10 protein-coding genes, 1 tRNA gene, 2 other RNA genes and 1 pseudogene are annotated in these 14402 nt (G+C 55.9%); 4 read left to right on the forward strand and 10 right to left on the reverse strand.

The annotated features are described in order from the left end of the window. Positions 1–5: 5 nt before the first annotated feature. The 9 genes from dppC to AOY23_RS00870 form a co-directional block, all read right to left on the reverse strand. Entirely contained in the window at positions 6–908 is a 903-nt protein-coding gene (gene dppC, locus AOY23_RS00840) for a dipeptide ABC transporter permease DppC (RefSeq protein ID WP_054177972.1), read from the reverse strand. A gap of 9 nt (positions 909–917) precedes the next feature. Then, positions 918–1937, reverse strand: coding sequence for a dipeptide ABC transporter permease DppB (dppB, locus tag AOY23_RS00845; RefSeq protein WP_054177973.1), 1020 nt, complete (start codon positions 1935–1937; stop codon positions 918–920). Between the two features lie 178 nt (positions 1938–2115). After that, a complete protein-coding gene (gene dppA, locus AOY23_RS00850) occupies positions 2116–3723 on the reverse strand; it encodes a dipeptide ABC transporter periplasmic-binding protein DppA (RefSeq protein WP_054177974.1) in 1608 nt (535 codons plus the stop codon). Positions 3724–4460: 737 nt separating this feature from the next. After that, positions 4461–4592: non-coding RNA, RtT sRNA (locus AOY23_RS21390), on the reverse strand. Positions 4593–4624: 32 nt separating this feature from the next. After that, positions 4625–4756, reverse strand: a non-coding RNA gene (locus AOY23_RS21395) — RtT sRNA. A gap of 32 nt (positions 4757–4788) precedes the next feature. Further along, positions 4789–4865: transfer RNA gene (locus AOY23_RS00855), tRNA-Pro, on the reverse strand. Between the two features lie 85 nt (positions 4866–4950). Then, the gene (gene eptB, locus AOY23_RS00860; protein ID WP_054177975.1) at positions 4951–6651 is read right to left on the reverse strand and encodes a kdo(2)-lipid A phosphoethanolamine 7''-transferase; all 1701 of its coding nucleotides are present in this window, start codon (positions 6649–6651) and stop codon (positions 4951–4953) included. A 277-nt stretch (positions 6652–6928) separates the two neighbouring features. After that, positions 6929–8128 carry an L-lactate MFS transporter gene (locus AOY23_RS00865; protein WP_054177976.1) on the reverse strand — a complete coding sequence of 400 codons (1200 nt, stop codon included), beginning with the start codon at positions 8126–8128 and terminating at the stop codon, positions 6929–6931. A 229-nt stretch (positions 8129–8357) separates the two neighbouring features. After that, positions 8358–8909 carry a hypothetical protein gene (locus AOY23_RS00870; RefSeq protein ID WP_054177977.1) on the reverse strand — a complete coding sequence of 184 codons (552 nt, stop codon included), beginning with the start codon at positions 8907–8909 and terminating at the stop codon, positions 8358–8360. A 149-nt stretch (positions 8910–9058) separates the two neighbouring features. Between AOY23_RS00870 and tag the strand changes: the two are divergent. Then, positions 9059–9641 (forward strand): annotated as a pseudogene (tag, locus tag AOY23_RS00875) (DNA-3-methyladenine glycosylase I). After that, positions 9619–10065, forward strand: coding sequence for an N-acetyltransferase (locus AOY23_RS00880; RefSeq protein ID WP_054177978.1), 447 nt, complete (start codon positions 9619–9621; stop codon positions 10063–10065). The pseudogene tag and the gene AOY23_RS00880 overlap by 23 nt, the downstream one beginning before the upstream one ends. On the opposite strand, the gene AOY23_RS00885 is transcribed toward AOY23_RS00880, so the two are convergent. Beyond that, positions 10028–12361, reverse strand: coding sequence for a molybdopterin guanine dinucleotide-containing S/N-oxide reductase (locus tag AOY23_RS00885; RefSeq protein ID WP_072170894.1), 2334 nt, complete (start codon positions 12359–12361; stop codon positions 10028–10030). The two genes, AOY23_RS00880 and AOY23_RS00885, sit on opposite strands and share 38 nt — an antisense overlap. A gap of 164 nt (positions 12362–12525) precedes the next feature. On the opposite strand from AOY23_RS00885, the gene AOY23_RS00890 reads away from it, so the two are divergent. Both AOY23_RS00890 and AOY23_RS00895 read left to right on the forward strand, forming a co-directional pair. Continuing rightward, positions 12526–13542: a LacI family DNA-binding transcriptional regulator gene (locus AOY23_RS00890; protein WP_054177979.1), complete on the forward strand. Its 1017-nt coding sequence runs from the start codon at positions 12526–12528 to the stop codon at positions 13540–13542. A 110-nt stretch (positions 13543–13652) separates the two neighbouring features. Further along, the gene (locus AOY23_RS00895) at positions 13653–14402 is read left to right on the forward strand and encodes a sugar phosphate isomerase/epimerase family protein (RefSeq protein WP_054177980.1); all 750 of its coding nucleotides are present in this window, start codon (positions 13653–13655) and stop codon (positions 14400–14402) included.

Consider the following 14402-nt stretch of genomic DNA (forward strand, 5'->3'; position numbering starts at 1 on the left):
GCCTCTTACTGCTTCAGTTTGGGATCGAGCGCATCGCGCAGCCCGTCACCCATCAGGTTAAATGCCAGCACCGTCAGCAGGATAGCGACACCCGGGAAGGTGACGACCCACCAGGCGCTTTGCGCGAACTGCAACACGTCGGAGAGCATGGTGCCCCACTCCGGTGTTGGCGGCTGCGCACCCATGCCAAGGAAGCCAAGAGCGGCCATATCGAGAATGGCGTTAGAGAAACCGAGCGACGCCTGAACAATCAGCGGCGCAAGGCAGTTCGGGAAAATGTTGACGAACATCTGGCGCATCGCCCCGGCACCCGCCACGCGCGAGGCGGTGACGTAATCGCGGTTCACCTCCACCAGCACCGCCGCGCGCGTCAGACGCACATAGTGCGGCAGGGCGACGAAGGTTAGCGCCAGCGAAGCGTTAACGATGGACGGGCCAAATATCGCCACCAGCACCAGCGCCAGCAACAGACTTGGCAGCGCCAGCATGATATCGACGATACGCATGATGATGGTATCCACTATGCCGCCGAAGTAGCCTGCCACCAGGCCGAGGATAATCCCCATCACCAGCGACAGTACCACGACCAGGCAGCCCACCAGCAGCGACAGGCGCGCGCCGTACATCAGTCGCGTCATGATGTCGCGACCAACGTCATCGGTACCGAGCAGGTGCGAGATACTCCCGCCTTCCATCCATGCTGGTGGCGCCAGCAGCGTATCGCGGAACTGATCCGCCGGGTTATACGGCGCGATAAAGTTCGCGAACACGGCGATGAAAATCATAATGGCGACGTACACCAGCCCCACGACGGCGCCTTTGTTGCGTTTAAAGTAGTGCCAGAACTCCTGCATCGGGGTCATTGGCACCGGTGCTGCGACAACTTTATTTTCAGTAACTTGTGACATGATGGCCCCTTACTTCTTATGTCGAATACGCGGGTTCACCACGCCATACAGCAGATCGACCAGCAGGTTGACGAGAATGATCATCGTCGCGACCAGCAGAACGCCGCCCTGAACGACCGGGTAATCACGACGCTGCAATGCGTCAATCAACCAGCGCCCCAGGCCCGGCCAGGAGAAAATCGTTTCGGTCAGGATCGCCCCTGCCAGCAACGTACCGACCTGCAGACCGATAACGGTCACCACCGGCAGCATCGCGTTACGCAGCGCATGGACGATGATCACGCGCATGCGGGTCAGCCCCTTAGCGCGTGCGGTACGAATGTAATCTTCACCCAGCACTTCCAGCATCGCCGAACGGGTCATACGCACAATCACCGCCAGCGGGATGGTGCCGAGCACGACGGCGGGCAGGATCATGTGCGCTAAGGCGTCGATGAAATCACCCGACTCGCCCCAGATGGCCGTGTCAATCAGCATAAAGCCGGTCAACGGCAGGGTATCGTCAAGGAAGACGGAGTCGCTGATACGTCCGGAGACGGGCGTCAGGTTCCACTGTACGGATACCAGCATAATCAGCATCATGCCCCACCAGAAGATAGGCATGGAGTAGCCGGTCAGCGCGAGGCCAACCGCAGTATGATCGAAAATGGAACCACGTTTAACGGCAGCCAGCACCCCAACCGGGATACCCACGGCAACCGCAAAAATCATGGCGCAGACACCGAGCTCCAGCGTCGCTTTGAAACGCGGCACGAACTCGTCCCACACCGGCAGGCGGCTCTTCAGCGAAATCCCTAAATCGCCGTGCAGAACCCCCCAGATATAGTGAAGATATTGCTGCCACATTGGCTTATCGAGGCCAAGTTGGGCCAGCAGCTGTGCATGACGCTCAGGGGAGATACCACGCTCACCCGCCATAATCATTACCGGGTCGCCGGGGATCATATGGACGAAGGCAAAAGTGAGAAGGGTAATACCGATAAACGTCGGGATAACTAATCCCAGGCGTCGGAGGATAAACTGCAACATAACCCGTATTCTCTATAATGACGCCCCGCCTGGTGACGGTGCGTCTGTATTGCTCACAAATCTTTCTCCACTCGCCAACTGGCAAGGGATAAAGCACTGCTGCCGGGTGGCGCTACGCTTACCCGGCCTACGATTTGTAGGCCAGTGCAAGCGTAGCGCCACCCGGCGTTGCTTTTAATTATTCAACAGAGACGTTTTCGAAGTGGTGTTTACCTAATGGATCAACCACATAGCCTTTGACTTCTTTACGCACCGGCTCATACACGGTGGAGTGAGCGATGATCAGCGCCGGAGCCTGGTCATGCATCACTACCTGAGCCTGTTTGTACAGTTCAATACGCTTGTTGTGATCGTCAGTGGCACGTGCCGGCTGAATCAGATCTTCAAACGGCTTGTAGCACCAGCGAGAGTAGTTGGAACCGTCTTTGGCCGCCGCGCAGCTGAACAGGGTGGCGAAGAAGTTATCCGGATCCCCGTTATCACCGGTCCAGCCCATCATGACGGTCTGGTGTTCACCGGCTTTCGCGCGTTTCAGGTACTCGCCCCACTCGTAGGTGACGATCTTAGCGGTAACGCCCACTTTCGCCCAGTCAGCCTGAATCATCTCCGCCATACGGCGCGCGTTCGGGTTGTACGGACGCTGTACCGGCATCGCCCACAGGTCAACGCTGAAGCCTTTTTCCATACCCGCTTCTTTCAGCAGTGCTTTGGCTTTTTCAGGATCGTAGGTGTAATCCTTAACGTCGTCGTTGTAGCTCCACATGGTTGGCGGGATCAGGTTTTTCGCGGCCTGGCCTGCACCCTGATAAACCGCTTTGATGATCGCTTCTTTGTTCACCGCGTAGGTCAGCGCCTGACGCACTTTCACGTCGTCAAACGGTTTCTTCTCGGTGTTGTAGGAGAGATAGCCCACGTTCAGGCCCGGCATCTCCATCAGGTTCAGGTTTTTGTCCTGCTTCATACGAGCGATATCAGCCGGGTTCGGATACGGCATCACCTGGCACTCGTTTTTCTGCAGTTTGGCGTAACGCACGGACGCATCCGGGGTGATAGAGAACACCAGACGGTCGATCTGCGGTTTGGTACCCCAGTAATCTGCGAACGCTTTGTACAGGATACGGGAGTCTTTCTGGTACTGCAGCAGCTGGAACGGACCGGTACCGATTGGGTTCAGGTCGATTTTTTCCGGCGTACCGGCTTTCAGCATGTTGTCAGCATATTCTTTGGACATAATGGACGCGAAGTCCATCGCCAGGTCGGCGAGGAACGGCGCTTCCGGACGGGTCAGCACGAACTGAACGGTGTTATCGTCCACTTTTTTCACTTCGCTGATCAGATCCGGCAGGCCCATGCCTTCAAAGTATTCGTAGCTGCCGCCAGACACTTTGTGGTACGGGTTTTTATCATTCTTCTGACGATCGAAAGAGAAGACGACGTCATCAGCGTTGAAATCGCGGGTCGGTTTAAAGTCTTTGTTATCCTGCCATTTCACGCCCTGACGCAGATGGAACGTGTAGGTTTTACCGTCTGCGCTGATTTCCCACTTCTCAGCGAGACCAGGGATTACTTCTGTCGTCCCGATTTTGAATTCAACCAGGCGATTATAAATTGGCACCGAGCTGGCATCGTAAGTTGTACCAGAGGTGAACAGCTGTGGGTTAAAGCCTTCCGGCGAGCCTTCTGAACAATAGACCAGGGTTTTTGCTTGCACGCTTGCTGCGACTGTCATTGCCACCAGGCTCAGTCCAAGCTTCAGCATCCCTGACTTTTTCAAGGAAATACTCATTGTTGTGCTCCGAATGTGATGTTGTCTGTTGTGTTTTGTCCGCCAGCCTTTATTTGTTTTTTGCCCGGTCTGGTCGGCAGTGCCCGAAAGCGTTATGAGAGATGGGGAATCCTTTCACAAGGTCGACTGAGTTGCAGTGCAGATTGTCCTTAAAGTGCCCCTCATGCCCTACAATCTGTCAACAGAATGTGCAAACGTCAATACAGGTAACCAGGATTTACAACAAGGGTGAGAATCAGCAAACAAAGATTAAAAAAAGTTCGGCGTGTTATTTTCAGCAGGGAAATTTATGCTACGCCCCACAAAGCAGCACAACTCTCTCCATATTCCGCAACAAATAGTGATTAACATTTATGCAAAATGGCAAAAAATTCGTGCAGAATGGTGAATATCTGAGCGATTAATACCAGTAAGCGTAAAAGGGTTAGCGGAAAATGCTGCGCTTATCCATAAGTAACGCGGAAAAAGAACTATGCAAATATAAAAAAATACAATGGAATATGTCACAAAATAGTTAACTAATGGTGAGAAGTGGGGATCAACGGGATTTTGGCGAGTTTCCGCTTGTGTTTGTCGGGTGGCGCTACGCTTACCCGACCTGGATGTCATATTCCCGTAGGACCGTGCAAGCGAAGCGCCGCCGGGCATTTCAGGCTTTTAAATTTGGTCGGTGATAGAGGATGACTCGCCGGGCTTAGATGCAAAAAAGCCTGCTCGTTGAGCAGGCTTTTCAAATTTGGTCGGTGATAGAGGATGACTCGCCACTGCGTGGCTCGCCCTTCGGGCCGTTGCTGCGCAACGTTCTCTCGCTCCGCTCGAGTCGAACCTCTGCCCCCGGAGGTTCTCATCCTCCCGGGCTTAGATGCAGAAAAGCCTGCTCGTTGAGCAGGCTTTTTGAATTTGGTCGGTGATAGAGGATAACTCGCCACTGCGTGGCTCGCCCTTCGGGCCGTTGCTGTGCAACGTTCTCTCGCTCCGCTCGAGTCGAACCTCTGCCCCCGGAGGTTCTCATCCTCCCGGGCTTAGATGCAGAAAAGCCTGCTCGTTGAGCAGGCTTTTTGAATTTGGTCGGTGATAGAGGATTCGAACCTCCGACCCCTTCGTCCCGAACGAAGTGCGCTACCAGGCTGCGCCAATCACCGAATGCGGGGCGCATATTACTGCCGTGATGCTACCCCGTCAATCCCTTATTGAGAAAAAGCCATCCGATCGCCGAGAAAGTCGCCATCACTGCGATTTTATTACGCCTTTCGCGGTATTTGGGATATGGCACCAGTTGTTATTCTCATTAATTCCGCCGTCCGGCGAGGTGTAGCCCAGGCAGCCCATGATGGTGTCGTACAGCTCAACGTGACGGCGTGGCACCTTCATTTCCGCCTGCTGCTTCAGATGCGCAAAGGCGTCGGCGTTGGCCGGATTTTCCAGATACTTATCCGACATCCATACCATCATCGGCACGCGGAATTGCTCTGGCGGCGCCAGATTACGCGGCGTGCCGTGCAGGTGCTCCTGCTCGTTGATCGACTCGCCGTGATCCGCGGCATAGAAAACAATCGCTTTCTTGTCGCGCAACTGGTCCAGCACCTGGCTGATAAAGGAATCCACATAAAGCACTGAGTTGTCGTAAGCGTTGATCAACTCCTGCTTGCTGCAGAATTTGTTAATCCCGATGCATTCCGGCTGCCACTTCGCAAAATCACGGGTGTAACGCTGGTAATAACTCCAGTGAGAACCTTTGGTATGCAGGATAAGAAGATGCTTACCCTTTTCGTGCTCTTTCAGCGATACCGACATTTCATTGAGCAGCAGCATGTCGTCGACGTTTTTACCGCGGTTGCGCGGTTCAGCGCCAATCTGCTCGCGGTAAGCGATGTTGTCCGCCATGGTGTTGCTGTAGAACCACATTTCGCTCTGCATTGCGAACAGGTCTGAGCTAAAGCCCAGTTGCTTCAGTACCGCAAACACGTTCTGCTCTTTCAGCGTACGCTGCGGATTCTCATCCGCACCGCCCTCGCGCACAAACATGCAGCGCAGCGAGAGTTTCGTCGCCGTATCGCAGGAGTAGCCGCGGAACGCCACCAGGTTTTTCTCCTGTGCCAGTTTCGGCGTGGTATCCCGGTCATAACCCAGAATGCCCATATGATCCCAGCGCGTGGTTTCACCGATGATAAACACCACATAGGTATCATCCAGCGCGTTGCCGGGAGCGTTATAGGTAAACTTTTTCGCCGGGTTGATCAGTGATTTATAGTCGGAGGATTCATCGACCTGCGCCCAGGCATACAGGCCCAGCGCCGAAAGCCAGTTCGACGGCAGATAGGAGTTCGCGATCACACCGCCGTAGCTCGGCATATCAATGCCGGTCGCCTTCTCAATTGTCTTTTGTTGCTGCTCCATCAGCCGGATCGGCGCCCAGACCAGCAGACCGGCCATCACCACCACCGCGACATGACGCACGCGCTGCCCGCGAGTGCGCAACTGGCGCAGCAACGTATAGCGGCAGCGGTTACTCCAGATGAAGAACAACGGCGGCAGGCTGGTCACTATCGTCCAGAGAATAAAGCCCTGACCAACCACTTCTTTCGACAGATCGATGTCGGTGGTCATGACCGAGGCAATAATGCCGTAGCCAATCACCACATTCATAAAGGTCATGTAATAGCTGGCTGCGGCAGAGACGATAACAATCAGCGTCGCCAGTATTTGCCACGGGCGGCGTCCGAACAGCGACAGCAGACGCAGCACGCAAAAAGTGGCAAGCACCGAGCCAAACAATTCGATGACAGCAAAAATTCCGTTTCTTGCAGTAAAGTGCTCCAGATAACCTTCGAGTCGTCTGAACAAAACCGCGCCGTTCAGAAACAGACCAATGTACACCGCCAGCATCAGACACAGCCTCTGCTGGGTGAGGGACTTAATATAATTCATGCAAGCAACCCTGGAATAAGGGGGTAAAAAACTGACATACCTGTCGCGTGACAGTCAGCAGATTAAGTAATCGCTTAACAAATCGTTATAAGAAACGTCTACAAGCGCGGTAAGTAGACCACGACATTAAGAAATAATTACAGCGGGAAGTGTGATTCAGGCAAAGCTTTACAAAAGTTCAAGTCTTGTTCAGCACAAAAAACAACTTTTCTGCTCAGTTTTCAGACAAATTACAGACAAAAAAAGCCGGTTTCCCGGCTTTTCCTTTTCGGAACGATCAGGCGTGGGCGTGTTGATACAGTTCTGCTTTTGGCTGACGAATCGTCGTCGACAGGGCCAGTGAGAGGATCAGCAGCGCGAAGATGACGCAGAAGGTCACATAGAAGCCGCCAAACAGAGAGGCAATCAGCGACCCGCAAATGCTGCCGATACCGAAGCCTAAATAAATCACCCCGTAGTTTTTCGCCAGGTTGTTGAGGCCAAAGAATTCGCTGACCAGCGACGGGAACACGGTGATGGTGCCGCCAAAGTTAAAGGCCACGCAGGCGATAGCCGCAAAGAACGTCATTGCATTCAGTGGCGCGAACAGGAGAGCGGCCATACCGATGAGCGAAATTACCTGACCGATAGTAATGACGCGGATACGGGCGATTTTGTCAGACAGAATGCCGAGCACCAGCCGACCACTGAGGTTGGCGATGGAGATAACGGTCACCGCATTGGCGGCGGTCAGCACATCGAGGTGCACCATGCCCTGGGCAATATCTTTCGCCACACCAATGACATACAGGCCGCTCATGCAGGCGGTCAGGAACATCACCGCCAGCATCCAGTACTGCGGTTTGCGCATGGATTCGGCGAGAGTAAAGTCATTCGCCGCCACGCCATCGGACGTTTTCACCACCTGATTCGGTGCATCGGTCATCAGCGTCGCGCCAAAGACAATCATCACCAGGACGATAGCGCCCCAGATAATGAAGGTTTTTTCCAGACCGACGCTGGCAAGCAGATGGCTGTCGATAAACTTAAAGCCCAGACTACCGAGACCGTAAGAGCCAATCGAGAAGGCAGAAATCAGCCCCTTACGTTCCGGGAACCATTTCACGCAGTTGGAAAGCGTCAGCAGATAACCCGCGCCATCCGCCAGTCCCACCAGGATCCCCGCGCTCAGCCAGAGCATCATCAGGCTGCCGGAGTGCGCCGTCAGGAAAAATCCCAGTCCCAGCAGAACGCCGGAGGCCATCGTTACACGCTTCACGCCGAAGCGTTCCTGCAACTTACCGGCAACGGATGACGAGATGGCCAGCCCGAGACTTAACAGGCCAAAGGAGAACGCCACCTGACTTACCGGTTCGTTGAGTTTGTCTGAGAGTGAGCTGTTGAAGAGGCTCCAGGTGTAGACCGAGCCAAGCGCGAATTGTGTCACGATAGTGCCGAACAGGGTCAGCCAGCGGGTGTGTTGCGTAACAGGTTTCATAGCAGATGCGCCTTTATCTATTCACTGGCGCTACCATAACGAAACGCGTTTCACGCCAGGGGGAAAAGGGCATGAAATGCCGTGAGAACGGAATGAAATGCACGCCTCGCGGAATGAATGACATGGCGACAATCGCCGGGTGGATGTTGAAAAAGTAAGTTAGTGCCTACTTTCAACAGAGAATGCGTCATTTCTGTAATTGAAATGTAAATCAGTTGCTAAATTAAGGCTAAAACGCAGCGCTGACGCCCAATACGTAGAGGTAGTTTTCGCCATACACGGTATTGTCCGATTGCGACAACGACGCATACGCCGCCAGATGTGAATTCAGTGACATATCCGCGCCGACGGTGACATCCACCCAGTTGCTGTTTGGCTCCCCGCCTGCCGACCGGTACAGGTCAGACTGCGACTGCCACGGATCATTGCCATCCTGCTGATTAAAATTAAACTGCGCCCACGGACGTACCCCCCACAGCAGGCCGGAATTCACCCGCCAGCCCACGCTCAGGGTATGCATCCCCTCCGGCGACGTGCCTTTCGAGGTATTCGTCGTGAACCCCACCGCATTCTGCGAAGCATTGATCCGCTCAGCGAGAATATCTTCGTAGCGCGGTTGGTGATCGCTATCCCATGTATAGCGTTCCGACGTATTACTTTGCGGGCCGATAGCGATATATTCCTGTTGCCAGGCAAAAACATCCGTCGCCAGACCGAGCCAGACGGAAGTACACACCGGAACCAGTACGCTCCAGCGGCCACAGAATTTCTTTATGATCATGAAACGACTCCAGAAAAGAGCCGAACCCGGCGGTATTGTTATTTGAAGAGGCTTTAATAACCCTTATTAACTATTGTCTCTTTAACAGACACGTCAAGCCGAAGCGAGACAATTTCGTTATGACAGACATTCAAATAGGGAGAGATGCTATGCAACGTTGCGGTTGGGTCAGTCAGGATCCGCTCTACATCGCCTATCACGATCAAGAGTGGGGCGTTGCCGAAAAAAACGCGCAAAAGCTGTTCGAGATGATCTGTCTTGAAGGCCAGCAGGCCGGGCTTTCGTGGATCACGGTGCTGAAAAAAAGAGAAAACTACCGCCAGGCTTTCCATCAGTTTGATCCGCAGAAAGTCGCCGCCATGACCGAAGAGGATGTGGAACGGCTGGTGCTTGATGCAGGCATCATCCGCCATCGCGGTAAGATTCAGGCCATTATTGGCAACGCTCGCGCCTTCCTTGCCATGGAGCAGAACGGCGAGCCTTTTGTGGATTTTGTCTGGTCGTTTGTTAACCATACGCCAGTAGTGACCACCGCGGCGACACTGGCCGACATCCCCGTGTCCACCCCGGCGTCTGATGCCCTGTCGAAAGCACTCAAGAAACGCGGCTTTAAGTTTGTCGGCACTACGATTTGCTACTCTTTTATGCAGGCCTGCGGTCTGGTCAACGACCATATCGTTGACTGTTTCTGTCATCAGGGGAGGTCGGGATGATTCGAGAATGGCGCGGTGACGATACCACTCCCTTGCTGACGCTGTGGATGAAAAGCACCATCCACGCTCATCCGTTTATTGACGAGAGCTACTGGCACGAAAGTGAAGCGCTGGTGCGCGATGTTTATCTGCCCGCCGCCGTGACCTGGGTGTGGGAAGAGGGTGGCGAGGTGAAGGGATTCGTGAGCGTCATGGAATCACAGTTCGTCGGGGCGCTGTTTGTCGCCCCCGACGCTGAACGGCGCGGCATCGGCAGCGCGTTGCTTAACCATGTTAAGCAACACTTTCCCGAGCTCAGCCTGGAGGTGTATCAGAAGAACAGCCGGGCGGTAAACTTCTACCATGCGCTGGGTTTTCGTATCGAAGACAGCGCATGGCAGGAAGAGACCGGGCATCCGACCTGGATTATGCGCTGGCAGGCGGATCAAACACCGTTAGCGTAAGTGCCGGGCCGTCATATTTTTCCAGCCACACCAGCGCGGTATTGCCAGCACAGCCGTTGCCCAGGCGCGAGCTGGGCAGATCTTTGGTCAGAACGTTGACCGCGCCGTTTTTGCAAATGCCGCCCGCCGCCGGGTCCAGATCCGGCCAGGCACCTTCATGCAGACAAATCACACCGGGGCGAATGCCCTCCGTCACTACCGCGCCCGCCAGCACCTGCCCGCGCGCATTCCAGACCCGCACCAGATCGCCATCGGCAATGCCGCGCGCCTGCGCGTCCTGCGGGTGGAGAGTCAGCGGTTCGCGCCCGGCGACGGCATACTGTTCGCGCAGCGCCGTGTAGTTTAACTGGCTGTGCAACCGGTGCGCCGGGTGTGCTGACAGCAGCGCCAGTTGCCCTTCTTCCGCGTTGCCGTGCCACTCGTCAGGCTCCAGCCACATCGGGTGTCCCGGACAATCGGCGTAACCAAACCCGGCAATACGTTCGGAATAGATCTCAATCTTACCGCCGGGCGTTTTCAGCGGGTTCGCATCGGGATCAGCACGAAACGCGGCAAAGCGGACAAACTGCGCATTCTGCTCGCTTTCCGGCATCTCAATCAGCTGGTTCGCCTGCCAGAACTCGCTGAACGGCGGCAGCGTTACCTGCTGACTGGCGCCGCGCTGGCTGGCGATGTCGTAAAACGTCTCCAGCCATTGCAGCTCGGTTTTACCTTCTGTAAAGCGCGCTCTGCCACCCGTTTCCCAGCGCTCGCTGAGATCTGCGAACACCGCGAAATCATCCCGCGCCTCATCGCGCGGCGCGACCACCTGCTTCATTGGCACCAGATGCTGGTTGCTGTAGTCACCGGTCATGGTCAGATCGTTACGTTCAAAGGAAGTAGTCGCGGGCAGAACAATATCCGCATGGCGCGCGGCAGCGGTCCAGAAGCATTCGGAGATCACCACCAGCTCCGGTTTTTGCCACGCGCGGATCAACCGGTTGGTGTCCTGATGATGAGTAAAGTTAGCGCCGCCCGCCCACCACAGAAAACGGATGTCCGGGAAGTGGCGATCCAACCCGTTGTGCTGATAAGCGCCGCCGGGGTTTTCCAGCGCTTCCACAATGCGCGCGACCGGGATTTTATCTACCGCGTCAGTGCCGCCCGCGACGTTGCTCTGCATCGACCCGAGGACAGCGGCGCGGCGCGTCGGATTGCCGCCATTGGCGAAGTGATAAGAAAGCCCGAACCCGCCGCCCGGCGTACCGATTTGCCCGAGCATGGCGGCGAGGGTCACCAGCATCCAGTGTTTTTGCTCACCAAACTGCTGACGCTGCATCCCCCAGCCGGACATCAACATAGTGGTGTTTTCGTGGAATAACTGCGCCAGTTCGCGGATTTTCGCTGCACTGACGCCGCAAATCGCCGCTGCCCATTCTGCTGTTTTCGGCTGGCCGTCGGTTTCGCCCGTCAGGTAACCGGCAAACACCTCGTAACCGGTGGTGCAGCGTTGTAAAAATGCGCGGTCATGCCAGTCGTTTTCCTGCAACGTGTACGCAATGCCGAGCATCAGCGCCACGTCAGTGCCCATGTGCGGCGCAATCCACTCGCCCGCATCGCCAAAGAAATCCACGGTTTCCGATCGCATCGGATCGATGCAGATCAGCCGTTTGCCGCTATTACGCAGCTTGTCGAACCACGGGATGCCCTGCTCATCCGATGCGTTCCACGCTATTTTCAGCGTATTCAGTGGATTAGCGCTCCACAGCACCACCACGTCAGTGTGCTCCAGTACCAACGGCCAGCTGGTCTGCTGCTGGTAGACTTCATTGCCGCCCACCACATGCGGCATGATCGCCTGCGCCGCGCCGGTGGAATAATCCCCCAGATGCCCGGTATAGCCGCCCGCGAGACTCATGTAGCGCTGCAGCAGCGTCGCCGCCTTATGCAACACGCCGTTAGAGCGCCAGCCGTAAGATCCGGCAAAAATGGACGACGGACCATAGCCTTCGCGAATTCGCCGGTGCTGCGCGTGGATGAGATCCAGCGCCTCATCCCAGCTCACCCGGACAAATTCATCCTGCCCACGGACGCCCTGCGGCTGCTCCGGCGAGGCGAGAAAACCTTTTCGCACCATCGGGTAACGGATACGCGTTTTGCTGTGTACCTGCTCGCGCACGACGGTTTGCAGCGAGTTACTGAAGCCGGTGGTGATCGCCCCGCGTGACGACAGCACGGTGTCGCCATCGGTTTCAACCAGCATCGGCCCCCAGTGGGCGGCGGTTAAGACTGTTTTCGTGGTGGATGAGTTTGCCAATGCCTGCTCCTGAACACGGATACCGGGATGAGGTTTACCTGTAATTTTGTACATATTCAGGCGTTATAATCAACCGCTGACCGTGACGACGTATAGAATAAAAAAGATTAAGCATCCTCCATTTTCGCGCTAAGGTGTTAGCACATTCAGGCGAGGGAGCAGTCATGGCGAATAAGGCGCGTGCCACCATCAGTGACGTTGCAAAAGCAGCGAAAGCAGGCAAAACCAGCATTTCACGCTATCTCAATGGCGAAAAGCATCTGCTTTCCGAGGCCATGCTGGCGCGCATCGAAAAAGCCGTCGCCGATCTCGATTATCGTCCAAGCCTGATGGCGCGTGGCCTGAAGCACGGCCGCACGCGTCTGATTGGTCTTATCATCGCTGACATCACCAACCCGTATTCCGTCCACGTATTAAGCGGCATCGAAGCCGCCTGTCGCGAAAAAGGTTTTACGCCGCTGGTCTGTAATACCAACAACGAGGTCAATCAGGAGCTGCATTATCTCGATCTGCTGCGCAGTTATCAGGTGGAAGGGATTGTGGTGAACGCTGTCGGTATGCGCGAAGAGGGCTTAAACCGTCTGCAACAGTCGGCGCTGCCGATGGTGCTTATCGACCGCAAAATTCCTGAATTCGCCTGTGACGTCGTCGGTCTCGACAACACCCAGGCCGCCACCACCGCCACCGAGCATCTTGTCGATCAGGGCTTTGAAGCACTGCTGTTTCTTAGCGAACCGCTGGGCACCGTCAATACGCGGCGCGAGCGTCTCAGCGCCTTTCGCGCCACCCTCGCCCGCTACCCGGGCATTATGGCTGAAAACGCCGAAGTGCCGCTGGCCGACAGCGCCGTTATCGACAACGCCCTGCGCCAGTTCCATACCCGCCATCGCGGAATGCGTAAAGCGGTCATTTCCGCCAACGGCGCGTTAACGCTGCAGGTCGCCCGCTCGCTGAAACGGCTGGGGCTGCACTGGGGCAGCGATATTGGCCTGCTGGGGTTCGACGAGCTGGAGTGGGCGGAGCTGGCAGGCGTCGGGATCACCACCCTCAAACAGCCCACCTGGCAGATCGGTTTCGCCGCGGTAGAGCAGGTGGTGCGCCGTATCGAGGGTAACCACGAACCCATCCGCGAACAGGTCTTTTCCGGCGAGCTGATCGTCAGGGGCTCAACCGCCCGTTAAATTCTCTTCGTGACTGCGATCATAATTTGAGCAAAGGCGACTTTTCTTTGGAATCGGTTCCATTTAGCGTTACTACAAGATTAATGTAGTAACCGCCGGGGAAAGAGCCGATGGGAAGAAAAATTATCGTTGTTACTGCTGCTTACGGTAACGATCGCATCAAAGCGCTGGGCGGGCAGTCCGCCGTGCTGCCGTTCATTGCCGCCGCAGGCGCGGACGGCGTCGAAATCCGCCGCGAACTGTTCAGCGAAGAGGAACTCAACCACCTGCCCCGACTGGCGACGGAGATCGAACAGCAGAAATTGCTGGCCTGTTATTCCGCCCCGGAGCCGCTGTTTGAACGCGATGGCAAGCTGAACCCGCGCATCGGCGCGCTGTTGCAGGAAGCGCAGACCCTCAACGCGCTGTGGCTGAAACTGTCGCTGGGCCATTTCTCTCACAGCGCCGCGCTGGAGCCGCTCCGCGCGATTCTCGCCAACACCGGCATGGCACTGGTGGTGGAAAACGATCAGACCGACTGCGGACAGCTGGCGCCAATGCAGCGCTTCAAAGCCGCCTGCCAGGTGCTGAAACTGCCCGTCACGCTGACTTTCGACATGGGCAACTGGCTGTGGGTGGGGGAATCCCCGGAAGAAGCCGCGCATCTGCTGGCGCCTGCGGTCAGCTATATCCACGTTAAAGCCGCCGAGCCGCATCATCATCATTATCGTGCTGTACCGCCGGATAACGCCCCGGCGCGCTGGCTGGCGCTGCTCAACGACCTGCCAGGCGACGCGCCACGCGGTATTGAGTTCCCGCTGGAAGGCCGCGATCTGACCGCCGTCACCCGCCACTACGTCAATTTATTACGCGAGGAGTAA

Origin of the sequence: Trabulsiella odontotermitis, from assembly GCF_001297775.1 — a bacterium.
GTDB classification, from domain to species: Bacteria; Pseudomonadota; Gammaproteobacteria; order Enterobacterales; family Enterobacteriaceae; genus Trabulsiella; species Trabulsiella odontotermitis.